Origin of the sequence: Bacillus haimaensis, from assembly GCF_048270625.1 — a bacterium.
GTDB classification, from domain to species: Bacteria; Bacillota; Bacilli; order Bacillales; family Bacillaceae_I; genus Sutcliffiella_A; species Sutcliffiella_A haimaensis.
The window spans coordinates 4,107,802-4,123,529 of the sequence record NZ_CP158164.1 but is presented as its reverse complement, the minus strand read 5'-3'; the positions used below and the strand labels follow the sequence as shown (position 1 = coordinate 4,123,529).

21 protein-coding genes and 1 pseudogene are annotated in these 15,728 nt (G+C 45.7%); 3 read left to right on the top strand and 19 right to left on the bottom strand.

Going from position 1 to position 15,728, the window contains the following annotated elements:
- The 4 genes from ABN702_RS20975 to ABN702_RS20960 form a co-directional block, all read right to left on the bottom strand.
- The gene (locus ABN702_RS20975; RefSeq protein ID WP_417898534.1) at window positions 1-198 is read right to left on the bottom strand and encodes a helix-turn-helix transcriptional regulator; all 198 of its coding nucleotides are present in this window, start codon (window positions 196-198) and stop codon (window positions 1-3) included.
- A 9-nt stretch (window positions 199-207) separates the two neighbouring features.
- Window positions 208-729 (bottom strand): DUF6773 family protein, encoded by a 522-nt coding sequence (locus ABN702_RS20970; protein ID WP_417898533.1) that lies wholly within the window; start codon window positions 727-729, stop codon window positions 208-210.
- A 139-nt stretch (window positions 730-868) separates the two neighbouring features.
- Window positions 869-1,843, bottom strand: coding sequence for a zinc-binding dehydrogenase (locus ABN702_RS20965; RefSeq protein ID WP_417898532.1), 975 nt, complete (start codon window positions 1,841-1,843; stop codon window positions 869-871).
- Between the two features lie 19 nt (window positions 1,844-1,862).
- Window positions 1,863-2,354, bottom strand: a complete 492-nt coding sequence (locus ABN702_RS20960; RefSeq protein ID WP_417898531.1) for a lactoylglutathione lyase family protein — start codon at window positions 2,352-2,354, stop codon at window positions 1,863-1,865.
- A gap of 223 nt (window positions 2,355-2,577) precedes the next feature.
- Here ABN702_RS20960 and ABN702_RS20955 point away from each other — a divergent pair.
- A pseudogene (locus tag ABN702_RS20955) lies at window positions 2,578-2,787 on the top strand (winged helix-turn-helix transcriptional regulator); the annotation flags it as partial.
- Between the two features lie 51 nt (window positions 2,788-2,838).
- Here ABN702_RS20955 and ABN702_RS20950 read toward each other — a convergent pair.
- Window positions 2,839-3,219, bottom strand: coding sequence for a winged helix-turn-helix transcriptional regulator (locus tag ABN702_RS20950; RefSeq protein ID WP_417898530.1), 381 nt, complete (start codon window positions 3,217-3,219; stop codon window positions 2,839-2,841).
- A gap of 208 nt (window positions 3,220-3,427) precedes the next feature.
- Here ABN702_RS20950 and ABN702_RS20945 point away from each other — a divergent pair, with 208 nt between their 5' ends.
- A complete protein-coding gene (locus tag ABN702_RS20945) occupies window positions 3,428-4,633 on the top strand; it encodes an MFS transporter (RefSeq protein WP_417898529.1) in 1,206 nt (401 codons plus the stop codon).
- Window positions 4,634-4,704: 71 nt separating this feature from the next.
- On the opposite strand, the gene ABN702_RS20940 is transcribed toward ABN702_RS20945, so the two are convergent.
- A complete protein-coding gene (locus ABN702_RS20940) occupies window positions 4,705-6,738 on the bottom strand; it encodes a catalase (RefSeq protein WP_417898528.1) in 2,034 nt (677 codons plus the stop codon).
- Window positions 6,739-6,899: 161 nt separating this feature from the next.
- On the bottom strand, window positions 6,900-7,919 hold the full coding sequence (locus tag ABN702_RS20935; protein ID WP_417898527.1) for a serine hydrolase domain-containing protein: 1,020 nt from the start codon (window positions 7,917-7,919) through the stop codon (window positions 6,900-6,902).
- Window positions 7,920-8,045: 126 nt separating this feature from the next.
- Between ABN702_RS20935 and ABN702_RS20930 the strand changes: the two genes are divergently transcribed.
- Window positions 8,046-8,501 (top strand): ASCH domain-containing protein, encoded by a 456-nt coding sequence (locus ABN702_RS20930; RefSeq protein ID WP_417898526.1) that lies wholly within the window; start codon window positions 8,046-8,048, stop codon window positions 8,499-8,501.
- Window positions 8,502-8,538: 37 nt separating this feature from the next.
- Here ABN702_RS20930 and ABN702_RS20925 read toward each other — a convergent pair whose 3' ends face one another.
- The 12 genes from ABN702_RS20925 to ABN702_RS20870 all read right to left on the bottom strand — a co-directional run bounded on the left by ABN702_RS20925 (window position 8,539) and on the right by ABN702_RS20870 (window position 15,724).
- Complete coding sequence (locus tag ABN702_RS20925) at window positions 8,539-8,928, bottom strand: DUF1761 domain-containing protein (protein ID WP_417898525.1); 390 nt, start codon at window positions 8,926-8,928, stop codon at window positions 8,539-8,541.
- 11 nt (window positions 8,929-8,939) lie between these two features.
- Window positions 8,940-9,884, bottom strand: coding sequence for an AraC family transcriptional regulator (locus ABN702_RS20920; RefSeq protein WP_417898524.1), 945 nt, complete (start codon window positions 9,882-9,884; stop codon window positions 8,940-8,942).
- A gap of 106 nt (window positions 9,885-9,990) precedes the next feature.
- Entirely contained in the window at window positions 9,991-10,194 is a 204-nt protein-coding gene (locus tag ABN702_RS20915) for a helix-turn-helix transcriptional regulator (RefSeq protein WP_204413227.1), read from the bottom strand.
- A 428-nt stretch (window positions 10,195-10,622) separates the two neighbouring features.
- Complete coding sequence (deoC, locus tag ABN702_RS20910) at window positions 10,623-11,270, bottom strand: deoxyribose-phosphate aldolase (RefSeq protein ID WP_417900989.1); 648 nt, start codon at window positions 11,268-11,270, stop codon at window positions 10,623-10,625.
- Window positions 11,271-11,456: 186 nt separating this feature from the next.
- Window positions 11,457-11,720: a EutN/CcmL family microcompartment protein gene (locus ABN702_RS20905; protein ID WP_417898523.1), complete on the bottom strand. Its 264-nt coding sequence runs from the start codon at window positions 11,718-11,720 to the stop codon at window positions 11,457-11,459.
- Window positions 11,717-11,992, bottom strand: a complete 276-nt coding sequence (eutM, locus tag ABN702_RS20900) for an ethanolamine utilization microcompartment protein EutM (RefSeq protein ID WP_204413230.1) — start codon at window positions 11,990-11,992, stop codon at window positions 11,717-11,719. Before eutM ends, ABN702_RS20905 begins: the two co-directional genes overlap by 4 nt.
- Window positions 11,993-12,277, bottom strand: coding sequence for a EutN/CcmL family microcompartment protein (locus tag ABN702_RS20895; protein WP_386645414.1), 285 nt, complete (start codon window positions 12,275-12,277; stop codon window positions 11,993-11,995).
- Window positions 12,278-12,291: 14 nt separating this feature from the next.
- Window positions 12,292-12,747 (bottom strand): RpiB/LacA/LacB family sugar-phosphate isomerase, encoded by a 456-nt coding sequence (locus ABN702_RS20890; protein WP_417898522.1) that lies wholly within the window; start codon window positions 12,745-12,747, stop codon window positions 12,292-12,294.
- Window positions 12,748-13,572 carry a triose-phosphate isomerase gene (gene tpiA / locus ABN702_RS20885; protein ID WP_417898521.1) on the bottom strand — a complete coding sequence of 275 codons (825 nt, stop codon included), beginning with the start codon at window positions 13,570-13,572 and terminating at the stop codon, window positions 12,748-12,750.
- A gap of 8 nt (window positions 13,573-13,580) precedes the next feature.
- A complete protein-coding gene (locus ABN702_RS20880) occupies window positions 13,581-13,859 on the bottom strand; it encodes a BMC domain-containing protein (protein WP_204413457.1) in 279 nt (92 codons plus the stop codon).
- 140 nt (window positions 13,860-13,999) lie between these two features.
- Window positions 14,000-15,421, bottom strand: a complete 1,422-nt coding sequence (locus ABN702_RS20875; protein ID WP_417898520.1) for an aldehyde dehydrogenase family protein — start codon at window positions 15,419-15,421, stop codon at window positions 14,000-14,002.
- A gap of 3 nt (window positions 15,422-15,424) precedes the next feature.
- The gene (locus ABN702_RS20870) at window positions 15,425-15,724 is read right to left on the bottom strand and encodes a EutN/CcmL family microcompartment protein (RefSeq protein WP_204413238.1); all 300 of its coding nucleotides are present in this window, start codon (window positions 15,722-15,724) and stop codon (window positions 15,425-15,427) included.
- Window positions 15,725-15,728 lie beyond the last annotated feature (4 nt).

Here is a 15,728-nt window from a genome sequence, read left to right as displayed (position 1 = left end):
TTATTCTTCTTCCCAAAACAGATCGTTCAGTGTCTTGGAGAGAGCTTTGCAGATGGACACACATAAACTCAGACTCGGATTGTACTTCCCAAGCTCGATCAGCCCGATAGTCTGTCTGGAAACCCCCACTATGTTCGCCAGCTCCTCCTGCGAAAGATCCTTTTCCACCCTGGCCATCTTCAATCTGATATTTTTCATGTTCTCACCTTATATCTTTTCATCATCTTCAAGTTCCTTGCTTTCTATCTTATCACTGATCCTTTTGGCTGCCAGGAATGGGCCGCCAAAAATAATCAGGATAAAAGGAATGTAAAATAATAGCGTGATAAAAAATACGCTGATGAAATAGTAGATGCTTTCTTCCCTTGTCTCAGCAAAATTTACCGCACTGTTGGTTGCAAAAAATACTGCTAGCCCCAGTCCCGTTATCGCTGGGATGATGATATTCTTCTTCAATAACGACATACTGCTGTTTCGATTATGCATTTCCACTTCTGAGGAAAGCAACCCCATGCTGGTGGAACGAATAATGTAGTAAATGCCCTGGCCCATCATAATCACTAGCTCTGTTGTGACATTTTTTAGATCTGCACCATTCAGATAGAATTTCACTGCGATGGACGCAATACAGACCGCCATTATACCCATATAGATTTCACGATAAATCTTGTTTTGCATATTGACGATTCTTTCATCGACAACTTTTGTTTTTCCCTTAAAAAATTTCACCACTAACCCCTCCATTAATCTCCTTTGTTAATTCTATTATATATAATAAATGTCTTTTTGCAATATATATATTGCAAAAAGTTAAATATAATTTATATATACAAAAAAAACACAAAAACCCAAGAATGGTTTTTGTGTTTTAGAATGTCACGATGATTTTCCCTCTAACATGGCGGCTTTGCAGTTTTTTAAGGCCTTTGACCAATTCTGTATGGGGCAGCACCTCTGTTATGAGGGGATTGAGTTTTTTATCCTTTACCATTTCCATCAATTCGGTGGCCATAAAGGATAGGTTGCGGATTGCCCGCTCATCCCTGCTGGCATGGGCCGCTCCCAGTGCGACTTCATGGATGGATGGGGAAAGGGAGAATGGCTTTACTCCGGAAGTATCAGGTGGCCCCGCAATGAAGGCAAGCTGGCCCGAAAAGGCAAGGCGTTCAAGGTCTGCTGTTGCGACATCCCGGCCCACTGTATTCAGGATAAGGTCCATGCCACGTCCTGCCGTTTCCTTGAGGATCCTCGCCGTCACATCTTCCTCTTTGTAGTCGATGGCAACATCTGCGCCGAGGGATTTTACCCACTCATGGTTTTCTTTAGAGGCGGTGGTAAACACCTTCAGGCCAAGCTGTTTCCCGAGTTGAATGGCAAAGCCCCCGACCCCTCCTGCACCGGCATGCACAAGAATCGTTTCCTTCTGGGTGGTGTTCAGCTTCTGGACGACTGACTCATAGGCCGTCATCCCTGCACATAGAATGGCTGAAGCCTCTTCAAAGCTTACACCTTCAGGGATAAGTGCCGCAGCCCTGGCATCCACTGCCGCATATTGTGCAAATGCACCTTTTCTTGAAAGGTTCGTATGGATGGCTACACGATCACCTACGCTGAAGCCTGCCCCTTCCCCTATTGATACAACCTCCCCGGCCAAGTCAACCCCGACAATATGTGGATACTCCCACGCCGGGTTTCCGTTTTGCGCGACTTTATAGTCAACAGGGTTTAAAGCGACTGCTTTGACTGCAACCAACAGCTCACCAGGTTGTACAACTGGCGTCTCTATTTCCCCCCAGTTCATCCCGTCAAGACTCCCAGGTTTATTTAATAACCAAGCTTTCATAGTTTTTCCTCCTCGTATATCAATAAGCACCCTCTGAATAGGTCAGCTCATAGGAATGCGAATAAATTTCAACCAGATTTCCGAATGGATCTTCACAATATACCATTCTGTAAGGCTTTTCCCCCGGATAATATTCGCGGATCGGCATGCGCTGCTTCCCACCGTAGGTAACTATCTTTTCGACTAGCCCCTCTACGTCTGGATCTTGGACACAATAGTGGAATATTCCCGTTTTCCAGTATTCAAAATTATTTTCCGGCTTTTCGTTCTGTGGGAACTCAAATAATTCGATCCCGATTTTATCTCCTGTAGCAAGGTGGGCAATCCGGAACTTTCCCCACCCTTTACCGAATACATCCGTACACATGATGCCGATGGCGGAATCATCCTCCACGACCTCAGCAGGCTCCATGATGACGTACCATCCCATTACTTCCGTGTAAAATTTTACTGCTTCTTCAAGATTTGGGACAGAAAGTCCGATATGTGAAAATGTTCTTGGATATCTCATGGTTCTTCCTCCTCGTAATTCTGTATGATTTTTAATATAATGCATATCGTAAATGATTATCCTAAAGAAAAAAAAGTACGCACTTTCAGGTAACTACCATTGCAAGGGAGGTATGTTTCACGTGGAACCAACAGCATTTCCTGTTAACAGGGCATTATCCATCATTGGAGGCAAGTGGCGCCCCCAAGTATATTGCGCACTCGAATAAGACCCTAAACGCTTTTCTGAATTGGAACGTGAGATTCCTGAAATAACCCGCAAGGTACTGACCGATCAGCTTCGGGAACTGGAGGATCTGGGAATGGTGAAACGCACCTCTTATCCAGGTAAAGTCCTTCATGTGGAGTATGAGCTGACAGGGGAAGCCCTGACCTTACAACCTACGATGAAAAGCCTATGTAAATGGGGCGTGAACAACTGTGAAGATAAATGAAAGCACGGCAGCCTGTTAATAGACTGCCGTGCTTTTGATTTATTATCCTGATTACCTTTGTTCCTTCAGACCATCATTTAAGATGCCTTCTTCCAAAACAGCAAATTTGTCTCCGTACACCTTTGTGATGTGCTTTTCCCCCCAAGCACATAATGAGTCGAGAATTCCCTGTAAACTCCAGCCATATTCACTTAATTCATATTCAACCTTTGGAGGAACCTGATTATAGACGATACGATTTATCACACCGTCCTCCTCAAGCTCGCGCAATTGCTGTGTGAGCATTTTTTGCGTGATGCCGGGCATCAATCGTTTAAGTTCGCTTGTCCGCTTTTTGCCATGTGTAAGATGACATAAAATGACGGTTTTCCACTTTCCGCCGATCACTTCGAGTGTGGCCTCTACTGATATATTGTACTTCTTCTTTTGCATAGAATGACCCTCCTGATTCTAAGGAACCTAAAAGTGCCTATATTACTTTTTGGTATCTATGGCACTTTAAAGTACGTTCTTCTCATAAGGTTCCCTTTGTATAATAATAACATTTGCCGGCTAACTTACACCAATCTCATTTTTATATAGTGTGCAGCCATTGAGAGTCTTGCATACAACAAAGAACAGAACCCAAGGAGGAGAAAAAATGAGTTTAGATAAGAAAAGAAGTATCTTCGCACTGCTTGCTTTGGCAATTAGTGCATTTGCCATAGGGACAACCGAATTCATCAGTGTTGGATTATTGCCGCTGATTTCGCAGGACCTTGATGTCCCTGTTACAACAGCAGGGTTGACCGTTTCCTTATATGCTTTAGGAGTTACGTTAGGAGCACCCATATTAACCGCTCTAACATCTAGAATGTCACGAAAAACCTTATTGCTTTGGATTATGGTCATCTTCATCATAGGAAATAGTATCGCAGCCAGTGCAACCGGGATTGGCATGCTGCTTTTTGCCCGCGTGATAGCTGCTTTTTCTCATGGTGTGTTCATGTCGATCGGCTCCACTATTGCCGCCAATTTGGTGCCTGAAAATAAAAGGGCCACAGCAATTTCCATTATGTTTACAGGCCTTACAGTAGCGACTGTTACGGGTGTACCATTCGGGACATTTGTTGGTCAGCAGTTTGGATGGAGGATCGCTTTTATGGCAATCGTCGCTGTCGGAATCATCGCTTTCCTTGCCATCAGTATCCTTATCCCTTCCGATTTGCCAAAGGCTGCTAAGACAAAAATCAGTGATCAAGCCAAGCTTCTGAAAAACGGCAGATTACTCCTTGTATTTATGATTACTGCATTAGGATATGGTGGTACGTTTGTTGTATTTACCTATTTAGCGCCACTGCTACAGGATATAACAGGTTTTGGGGCAGAAACAGTCGTCATTATTTTACTTGTTTATGGAATTGCCATCGCTATCGGAAATATCATTGGCGGAAAGGTAGCCAATCAAAAACCAATTGTCGCGCTCTTTTATATGTTTTTAGTACAGGCAATCGTCCTGTTTGCCTTAACCTTTACTGCACCGTATAAAATAGCCGGTTTAATTACCATCTTTTTGATGGGGATCTTTGCTTTTATGAATGTTCCGGGACTGCAGGTATATGTGGTGATGCTTGCGGAGAGGTTTGTGCCAAGTGCAGTTGATGTAGCTTCTGCCATCAATATAGCAGCATTTAATGCCGGCATTGCTATAGGATCTTATTTAGGCGGAGTGATCACTGACTCAATCGGATTGATTCACACAGCCTGGATCGGCGGGATCATGGTGCTTGCAGCCGTCCTTCTAACAGGCTTGAGCATGTCCCTTGAACGAAAGGATAACCAAGAAAACCGCTTTAAAGCAGCATAAATACAACCAAATGGCATTAAAAAAGGTATAATCCCACACTCAGTGCGGATTATACCTTTTTATGTCATAGATTAAATTTCTTCCCGATTCCAGTGGCGATGTGCGGATATAGCTTCAATAAAGCTAGCAGAGAACTGTTTCATATCCTCTCCTGCCACCACACCTGGACTATCCGATATTTCAAGCTTTTGCAGCCACTTCACACCATCATGAGTTGCTCCAATCGGTTTGAAATGGTCAAAGGCTTCTTCTACAAAATAGGTGGTTTCCCGGTCGAATTTCTTGTCCGTTTCTTTGCCTCCTACAACATAAAGCGCATCGAATAGGACAGAATCACAAGTTAAGAATGTATGATCGACCTCCAATTCGGAGCCATCCGACCCCTTTACCACTCCAAGCTTTGTACAGATAATCTCCGGTTGCACACCTTGGTCTTTCAGTGTATCCAACACCGTCTTCACTTCGCTTCCGTTGTATTGGTCCGCGATGATCACCCCAACTTTTCGAGTATCCGGTTTTTTCACCGTTTTCTCCTGGCTTAATGCCGGCGAAGCCTTGCTTACTCGTGATTCCTGCCCTTCAGGTGGGGTTGCACCGATTGCTTCAGCAAAAGTGGATGCAAGCTCTACACTGACATTGGTGAACATATCCACTACCTGTTGCTGGACGGATTTGCTTTTCACTTTGCCAAGCTCAAAGCTGAATGCCTGTTTGATATGCTCTTTCTCAGGCTCGCTCATGCTGTTCCAGAACATTGTGGCCTGGGAGAAGTGGTCCTTGAAGCTCTCACTTCTGCTGCGCACCTTGCGCCCTTCCACCTTTTCCTGATAGTGCACATAGCCGCCTTCCTTTTCACTCACTGGTCTTGGTGTGTTGGAGGCAAGGGAATTTTTATGATAGCTTACAGGGCCGCGATTGATGGTTTGACGGCCATAGCCATCCCTTTGGTTGTTATGGAACGGGCATACAGGACGGTTGATTGGCAACTCATGAAAATTGGGTCCGCCAAGTCGGATTAATTGTGTATCAGTATAGGAGAATAAACGTCCCTGCAGCAATGGATCATTGGAAAAATCGATTCCCGGCACCACATGCCCAGGGTGGAAGGCTGCCTGCTCGGTTTCGGCAAAGACATTGTCTACGTTACGATTCAAGGTCATTTTCCCGATGATCTTGACGGGAATGTCCTCTTCCGGCCACAGCTTTGTAGGGTCGAGAATATCAAAATCAAATTTAAATTCATCTTCCTCGGCAAGAATCTGAACGCCGAATTCATATTCCGGATAATCCCCGTTTTCGATGGACTCCCACAGGTCACGGCGATGGAAATCGGGATCTTTTCCGTTTATTTTCTGCGCTTCATCCCATACGAGGGAGTGCGTGCCAAGCACCGGCTTCCAATGGAATTTGACGAAATGAGCCTTTCCTTCTTCATTTACAAAGCGGAAAGTGTGCACTCCGAACCCTTCCATCATCCTGAGGCTCCTTGGTATCGCACGGTCTGACATGGCCCACATCACCATGTGCGCGGACTCCTGGTTGTTCGCTACAAAGTCCCAGAAGGTATCATGCGCCGAGGCAGCCTGGGGCATTTCGTTATGGGGCTCCGGTTTCAATGCATGCACCAGATCCGGAAACTTCATGGCATCCTGAATGAAAAAGACCGGGATATTATTGCCGACCAAGTCATAGTTTCCTTCCTCTGTATAGAACTTTGTAGCAAACCCACGAGCATCCCGCACAGTCTCACCGGATCCCCTGGAACCCGCAACCGTGGAGAATCGGACAAAAACAGGCGTCTTTTTCGATGGGTCCTGCAGAAAGCCCGCCTTTGTATATTCCTTCATAGACTCATATAATTCAAACTCGCCATGTGCCGCGAATCCACGTGCATGTACAATTCGCTCCGGAATGCGTTCATGGTCGAAGTGCGTCATCTTTTCTCTGAAATGGAAATCCTCCATCAAGGTCGGGCCGCGTTCGCCTGCTTTTAGCGAAAATTCATCCTCCGACACCTTCACGCCTTGGTTGGTGGTCATCTCTTTGCCTTCATCTTTTACACGAAACTGTTCCAACTGATCGTTTTTGCGGTTTTCATTACTCAAACTGCGTTCCTCCCCTTGGTAACATTTATGTAAAACAAATACCCTTTTCACGTACCCTTCTGGATTGTCGGACAAACGGGTATTTGGGGATTCTTTTTTACTATTTTTTGAGAGAGTCCTTTACTTTCTAGGAGAAAAAAAACATCCACTCCCCCCAGAGGTTAGTGGATGTTTTCTGTTTCAAATATCAAGGTATGGAGCTTCTTTCTGATACTTCTGATAGGCGTCTCGCGACCATAGTGGACGGCATTGGAGAGAAACACGGCGATCAGCTCATTGGTCGGGTCTACCCAGAAGCTCGTGCCGGTAAAGCCGGTATGACCGAATGAACCAATCGACCATTTATCCCCACAGGACGGAGCCTCCCCAATTCCGTTCCAGACCTCAAAGCCCAGTCCACGATTAAACTGGCGATGTTCAACTGCCATTTTCAGAAAAGCGGGGGGAATAACCGATTGCGAGCCGGGATACAGCAGGATTCTTGCGTATATCGCCATATCCTCTATCGTGGAGAATAGCCCCGCACTTCCGCTGACCCCTCCAAGTTGGTACGCCTTTTCATCATGAACCTCCCCTTGAATATAGCTATCCTGATACTTTTCTGTGGAAGCTGCCTTCTTTTTTGCCTCTTCGGCTAGATTAAAACGGGTATGCTTCATTCCCCACGGTTCATGGATCTGTTCCTTCACAAATATGTCGAGTGCCTGAGCGGTGACATTCTCTGTTATTTTTCCGAGCAGGATCATGCCAAGGTCGCTGTAGATCATCTTTTGACCAGGTTCATAGGTTAATTCCTTTTGATAGATTTCCTGGAGGACGTCTCTTTCTATTTTTCTTTCCCTATAAGGGAGATCTGCAGAAAAACCGGAAGTGTGCGTCAGCAGATGCTCGATGGTCACATCATTGTGTCTGAACCTAGGCAATACGTCCCTGACCTTGGTATCAAGTTTCAATTCTTTTTTTGCTATAAGATACAGGATTGACGGTACTGTGGCAGAAATTTTGGTTAAAGAGGCTACATCGAATAGCGTATTTGCACAGATGCGTTGCTTCACACCATTCTTATCAGTAAAAGACCCGAAAGATTCCAAGCATTTCACTTCGTCATTTTTAGATACGTAGAGGACCCCACCTGGAATTTCCCCCGTTTCCACCAGCTCTTTGATATAATCTTTATACAAGATGGTATGCCTCCAATCTCTTAATCTAACTTTTCTATCATTATATAATAAATGCACTAGTTGGATTTCCTTAAAAAGGAATAATTAAATTTAAGGTAGTTTTATTTAAAATGAGGGAGAAAAAATATGAATCAAGCTTCACAAAAATATTGGAATGAGTTTTGGACATCCAAAGGTCACGAAAAACCAAGATCAGTGAGTGCGTGGCAATTTGGATCTAAACCAGACCATTTAGCTCAATTAGTAATGGATGGTGTTAAAACAGCCACTTGTTCTGGTTTGATTTTTTATGAAATGGAAAACGAGCCTCTGCCTGCCGTGGAAGATTATAGTGTAATTTTAAATGGCAATGATGAACCCTTGGCGATCATTAAAACCGTCGATGTTAAACTGATGCCAATGAATGAGGTTCCAGAGGAATTTGCTGTTGCTGAAGGCGCAGGGGATCGAACATATCAATATTGGAAAGAGGCGCACGAAAAGTTCTTCAAGAAAGAGCTGCGTGATTTAGGACTAGAATTCTCAGAAGATATGATGTTGGTATGTGAACGTTTTAAATTAGTAGATATAAAAAATAAGTAAAAAAGCTTGGGCATTTCCAAGCTTTTTTATCCTTTAATCAGCTCAATATCCCGTGAACGCCACCGAGCAAAGTGAATATAACAAGATGGTCCCCGATTGCAATTAGAAATGCCTTTTTGGTCATCAATCCAAACAATGAATTTTTAAAGTAAACCAATGAGATCATTACACCTATCATCGCACCTATCATAAGTCCATCCACTAGGGTATTGGCACCTGTTGCCTCTGTGAGAACCGACATGATAAAAGAACTGATAAAAGCAATGATGACAGAAACGATGTATTTGAGAGGCCCCTCACTTTGCGTGAATTGTGCATCCTTTTTCTTTCCAAGCATGATGGAATAGTAAATGCCCCCATAGACCATATAAAGGATCCCACCTGCTAATATTGCCAGTAAACTTAATTCCTTCAAATCCAATTCCATACTTGTTCCCCCTATTTCGGTTCGATGGCTAAAGCGATCGCTTTAATTTTACATTGCAGGCTTAACGTACCAGGAATGGGCTCCGCCTCTACCAGTTCCACTGGATTCGCCAGATACTTATACCCGCTTTTAGGCAACCAGAAGCTGTAAAGCTCCGAATAGCATTCGATCAATCTGTTGCGCTCTGCATAGTCCAAAGGCTCATCAAATTCATAGATGACGTGCTTCCCGCCCCGGAAATGATAGATCCGCTCCTGCTCCAAAGCGAGCTTGTCGGGATCATTTACGGGTAAAAGACAGTCATACCTGCTTTTTTCGGGTGGGGTGATATACGGATTATTCTTTGGTATTCCGTACATAACCGTATCCTCTTTCACCAGATCCCTTGCATTCGCAAAACGATAGATTTCCTCCCAAACACTTGGCACACCTTCTGTATAAGGTCCGACGCTTTGCCTTTTCACTGCTGTAAATGCAGGGAATTCAGCGGTATTGACCTTTTTCAAGTTAAGCCACTGAAACTTATTATAGCCCTCGTGCTCATGGTGTGCTTTCTCCATCTTGCGGGATTGTTTAGATTTCTTGCTATCATCTTCGTATTCACGTGGGAACCGCTCCAGATATCCCCCTTCCCGCCACTTTTTCGGACTCATCTGGAAATTAGCCACAAAGGTAGCCGTAAAATAGGAGAGAGAGGAAAAGCCGCACATGAGTGCAATCTGGGTAATGGGAATCTGATGTTCATAGATAAGGAAATGTGCTGCGTTCTCTAGGCGCAGCCTTTTAACATAATTTGCAGGTGTTTCCCCTACTATCCCCTTGAAAAGCCTTTGGAAATGATAGGGGGAATATGTGGATACCTTTGCCAGCTGTTCGAGGGCGAGTGATTGGTCGAGATTGACTTCTATAAATTCGAGGACATTGTCTATCTGGTAGTGCTGCTCTTTTGTGTACATGTATGTATAAAACCCCTTGCATTAGCTTTTATTGGTAATTTTATTATAGCAAGAAAACGCGAAAAGAACCGGAATATATCCGGTTCTTCGTGTATGATGCACTTTTTTAGATGGACACATCTCCGATGGAAAATGACCATTTGAGTGCTTCTGATAGCTTATGTAAGGTAGAAACTTGAACATCCACCGTTCCTGCTTCGATTGCAGCGATGTCGTTTACATTCAAGCCTGTTAAAAGGGCAAGGTTCTCTTGATCGAGGCCTCGTCTTGTTCTAGCCGTGATTAGTTGTTTGCCAATAATGTTCACCATAGTCCCCCCTGTTTATGAAAGCGATTACATCCATCCTCATTATAATTAAATTTTTCGAAAATTACAATATCAATTTAGTGAAGGCTCTAACTCCGCTGTTGATTTCCGCACTAGGCGCAGCGACCCAAGGGGCGGTATTGGAGCCTCCTCGGGCTTCGCCTGTGGGGTCTCCAGCCTACCGCTATCTCCCGCAGGACAAGGAAGGCTGCGGCAGCGATACCTCGCACGAAGAAAATGCTCGCATTTTCGAGGAGTCTTCGCCTATTGCTCCAATCAACAGCTAGTATACATAAAAAGATTTTGAGCAGGTTATATTACATATTTTTATTGCTTTCATCAAAAGAAAGGCCCTACTAAAGCAGCCATTAATAAAGGCAGTACACCTCCACACTCGGTGCACTGCCTATTTGAAAGATTCAAGACGAAGATTAATATCCTGTTCCTTTTCCGCCTGTAACGATTGCGATGCCTGAGCTTGCTCCGATACGTGTTGCACCGGCCTGGACAAGCTTTCTGGCGGTATCAAGGTCTCTTACGCATGCAGAGGCTTTTACGCCCATATCAGGACCTACAGCTTCTCTCATGAGCTTGATGTCTTCAGCAGTGGCACAGCCAGGTCCAAACCCTGTGGAGGTCTTTACAAAGTCCGCTCCTGCCATTTTTGCAAGGATACAAGCTTTTTTCTTTTCTTCATTTTCAAGGAGTCCGGTTTCGATGATTACTTTTACAGGTGCATGGCCTTTTGCTGCCATTACTACCGCCTCGATATCCTTTTTCACCGTTTCGAAATCGCCGGATTTAAGGGCGCCTATATTCATCACCATGTCGATTTCCGTTGCGCCGCTTGCGATGGCATCTCTTGTTTCGGACACTTTCACGAAGCTGTTCGTTGCGCCTAAAGGAAAGCCTACAACCGTTGTAATCCCGACATTGGAGCCTTTCAGTTCCTTTGCAGCAGTTGCCACCCAGTAAGGATTGACACACACTGTCGCGAAGTTATATTCTTTCGCTTCTTCACAAAGCTTGATCACTTGGTCTTTTGTGCTTTCAGGCTTCAAAAGCGTATGGTCGATCATACGCGCAATGGAAGGCCCTGTGATGATATTGGAAGAGGAGCTTAAAAAATTACTGGTTTGCCCAGTAGCAGCTGCTGCTTGTACAGGCCTGCCATCCTTCAATTCCTGTTTATTTGTAAGCTGTTCCATGATTTGATTCGTTATTTGTTCCACCAATGCTTCTATTTGCATTGTTTCCACCTCACATTAATGTAATCGGTCGACAATTCCAGCAATGACTGCATCAAAGGCGCCGTTCGGGTCTCCGATGATGTCCCTTGCCGATCCACCTTCTTCTAGAATGAGCACATAGTCTCCCGCTCCTGCATGGAAGTGATCGATGGCGATCATTGCATCGCCGCACGCCTTCCCCTGTGCATCAACGGGAATGACGACCATGAGCTTTTTGTTTTGGTGACTTGGTGTTTTAATCGTCGAAACGACGTTTCCAACGACTTTTGCCAGCTTCATAGAGTGCTAGGCAGGATTTTCTCGATATCTTGGTGTGGTCTAGGAATAACGTGAACAGATAGGAATTCCCCTACACGCTGTGCTGCATCTGCGCCTGCTTCTGTTGCCGCTTTTACCGCTCCTACGTCTCCACGAACCATGACAGTTATCAGGCCACCGCCTACTTGCACCTTACCTACTAAAGATACGTTTGCAGCCTTCATCATTGCATCTGCCGCTTCGATTGCTCCTACCAAACCTTTTGTTTCGATCATTCCTAATGCGTTGCTCATTTATATTTCCTCCATTCGTTTTACGTTGTAATAGTCGATGATTCCTAGGATCCCTGCATCCGAGGGAACAAGATCTTTATTTAATGGGAGGGAGGATTCCCGGCTTTTTGCCAGGTACACAAGATCCCCTTCTCCGGATTGCCCGATGGTATCTATAGCAACAAGTGGTTTGCCTTTATTCTGCAGTTGATCATCCACAGGCTGGACAATCAGGAGCTTTAAACCTTTTAAATTGTCGTCTTTATGTGTACAGATCATATTACCGATCACTTTTGCTACAAACATGCTCTAACCTGCTTTCAGCGTTTGATAAAACGGCTTTCGATTTCCATGACTTTGGTCACACGGCGGTCATGGCGACCACCGGCAAAGTCCGTCTCAAGCCATGTCTTGACTAATTGTTTGGCAAGACCTTCCCCGATGAATTGCCCTCCGATGGACAGCACATTGGCATTGTTATGCTCACGGCTATTGATCACAGAGGATAGGTCCCAGCAAACGGCTCCACGGACACCAGGTATCTTATTCAGTACCATGCCGCTTCCTACTCCGACACCATCGATCATGATGCCGACATAGGCCGGATTTGTCGCCACACACTCGCCGACAAGAAAGGCAATGTCAGGATAGTCAACGGATTCCTCCGCTTTGCAGCCAAAGTCGAGATATTCATAGCCAAGCTCCGTCAAATAAACCTTCAACGCTTCCTTCAGTTCGTATCCACCATGGTCGCATCCTATTGCAACTTTTTTCATTTACATGTCTCCTTTGGCAAATACAGCAATGATTTTTTCAAATGATTCTGCGTTCAGGCTGGCTCCGCCTACCAGCACACCGTCTATATCAGGCATTTTGGAAAACTCGGCGGCATTTTTGTCATTCACGGACCCCCCATAAAGAATGGAGATGCCCTCTGCCCTGCCTCCGAGCAATGCAGTAAGCACTTTACGGATATAGGCATGCGTGGACTGGGCCTGCTCGGCAGAAGCCGACTCCCCTGTCCCGATCGCCCAAACCGGCTCATAAGCCAGAATGAATTCTGAATCTATATCTTGCAGGGCGCCGACAAGCTGGGTTGTCAGCACTTTTTCCGTTTGCCCACTGTTCTTCTGTTCGATGGTTTCCCCGATACAAATGATCGGAATCAGGCCCTCTTTTATGGCCTGTTTGATCTTTTCGTTCACCTGTTGATCATTTTCGTTAAAATACTGCCTTCTCTCTGAATGCCCGATGATGACATACTCACAGCCGATATCCTTAAGCATGCTTGCAGACACTTCTCCTGTATAGGCGCCCATGTCCGCTTCATGGACGTTTTGAGCACCGATGCTGACCGTGGAGCCTTGTTGCTTGGCCATTAAACCTGCTGGATATAATAGCTGCGCTGGTGGACAGATGACAACGGATACGCCTTCTTTGCTTTTCAGTTCCTGCAGATAGACCGCCATTTCCGAGAAGGTTTTATTCATTTTCCAATTCGCGATTGCGTAATTGGTCCTGGCGGAGGGGCTTCCGACGGATTGCCCAAGTGCCTCTCTCACCATTTGTTCGATATAGGATTTTATCGCTTGATCCATCATGTTTTCCCTTACTTAGCTTTCGGTAATATTCCATCCACTTCACTGTTCGGGCGTGGGATGACATGTACAGAAATAAGGTGGCCGACACGTCCTGCTGCATCCGCTCCCGCTTCAGTTGCCGCTTTAACCGCGCCAACATCACCGCGTACCATGACTGTTACAAGTCCTCCACCAACAAACTCTTTTCCTACCAGCGTTACGTTTGCTGCCTTCACCATTGCATCTGCTGCTTCGATTGCCCCGATTAATCCTTTAGTTTCGATCATTCCCAATGCTTCTTGACTCATTTGAATTCCTCCTATTGGTTGCTCTTCTATTTTTATTTTTGGTTGAGCTTTCGCCCGTGTTTTACGCTTGACTGGTTCTTGTACCTGCTCTGGATTCAATGGCAGTTCTTCGTTACGTTCTTCCATCTGATATCACCACACTAGATTATTCTGAAGCCATCCACCAGCACGCAGCGTCTCTGACGGGTAAAGGTTTTGGCGCTTGTCAGCCCTTCCCCTGTCGGCCCTGCGATGGTAAGGGTTGTGAAGCCTTCGCTTTGATATCCGAGGCCGGATACGGAAGGTCCGTTTTTCACGAAAATGGTTGCTTGGATTTCCTTGGCCATTTTTGTGAGATTGGTAATGTTCTGTGAGTGCATCATGGCTGTATGACGATTTCCCTTTTCCGCCTTCACCGCAAGCTCAATCGCTTTGTCCACATTCGGAACCCTGACGATCGGCAGGATCGGCATGAGCATTTCCGTGTGTACAAGCGGATGATCGGCAGCAGTTTCGGCGAGGATCAGTTTCACATTCGCGTCTGCTTTAATGCCTGCCGCTTCCAGGAGGACACGCGCATCTTTACCGATAAAGTCACGGTTTGGATACGACTTTTCGTTCTTTTTGACCATGATTTTTGCCAACAGCTTATCCAGCTGGAAGCCTTTCAGCTCGATGGCGCCATTTTTGGTCATTTCATTTTTCAGCTCTGTAGCTACCTTATCGACGACAAATACTTCTTTTTCCGCTGTACAGAGGACATTGTTGTCAAAGCTTGCGCCTGTGACAATGTCTTTTGCCGCCTTTGAAATGATGGCTGTTTCATCCACGACAACCGGAGGATTTCCCGGGCCTGCAGCGATGACTTTTTTGCCTGCCTTCATGGCTGCCTGTACGACAATTCCTCCGCCCGTCACCACAAGTGCATTCACTTTAGGGTGAACCATGACCTCATTGGACGTTTCGATATTGGGGCTTGCTACAGAAGTCAATGTGTTCTCAGGTCCGCCTGCCTCGACAATCGCCCTGTTCAACAGCTGCATCGTTCGGATGGATACCTTTTTGGCACTTGGATGCGGGTTGAATACTACCGTATTCCCCGCTGCTACAAGCGAAATCGAGTTGTTGATGATGGTTGCACCTGGATTCGTTGAAGGCGTGATTGCCCCGAATACCCCTATGGGAGCGTACTCCACAAGTGTCAGTCCGCCGTCCCCGGAATAGGTGGTGCTTACGATATCCTCCACACCGGGAGTTTTATTGGCTGCAAGAAGGTTTTTGGCAATTTTGTCCGCCACTCTTCCAAGGCCGGTTTCCTCTACTGCGAGCTTTGCCAGCTCCTCTGCATGGGACCGGCTTGCCTCCCGCATCTTTTCGATCATGTTCTTTCTTGTTTCCAAAGAGGTTTCACGGAGCTTCTCCCACGCGACCCTTGCAGCTTCTGCCGCTTCGTCCACCGTAGTGAATACACCGTTGCCAAGTGGTACATCCTCTGTCGATACAACAGCCTCCTGGACGTTTCCACCAAGCTGCTGCAGTACCTGCTCCACCATCTTTTTAATGTCATTTTCCTTTATCTGCACAGATTACTCTCCTCCTTTTTTGAAGGTAAGTGACCCTTCTATTTCAATCTGATCCACTACTCCGACAATGGCTGCATCAACAGGTACACCGTTCGTGATTTCCGTCTGCCTCGCAGAGCTTCCACTGACAACCAGGACCACTTCCCCCACCCCTGAACCGACAGTGTCGATGGCGACGATGGGCTTTCCATCCTCTTCGATGGTTTTCATATCAAGCGGAGTGATGATAAGAAGCTTTTTGCCCTTCAGCTTTTCCGCCTTAGTAGTGGAAACGATGGATCCTGTCACTTTTGCAATAATCATAGAT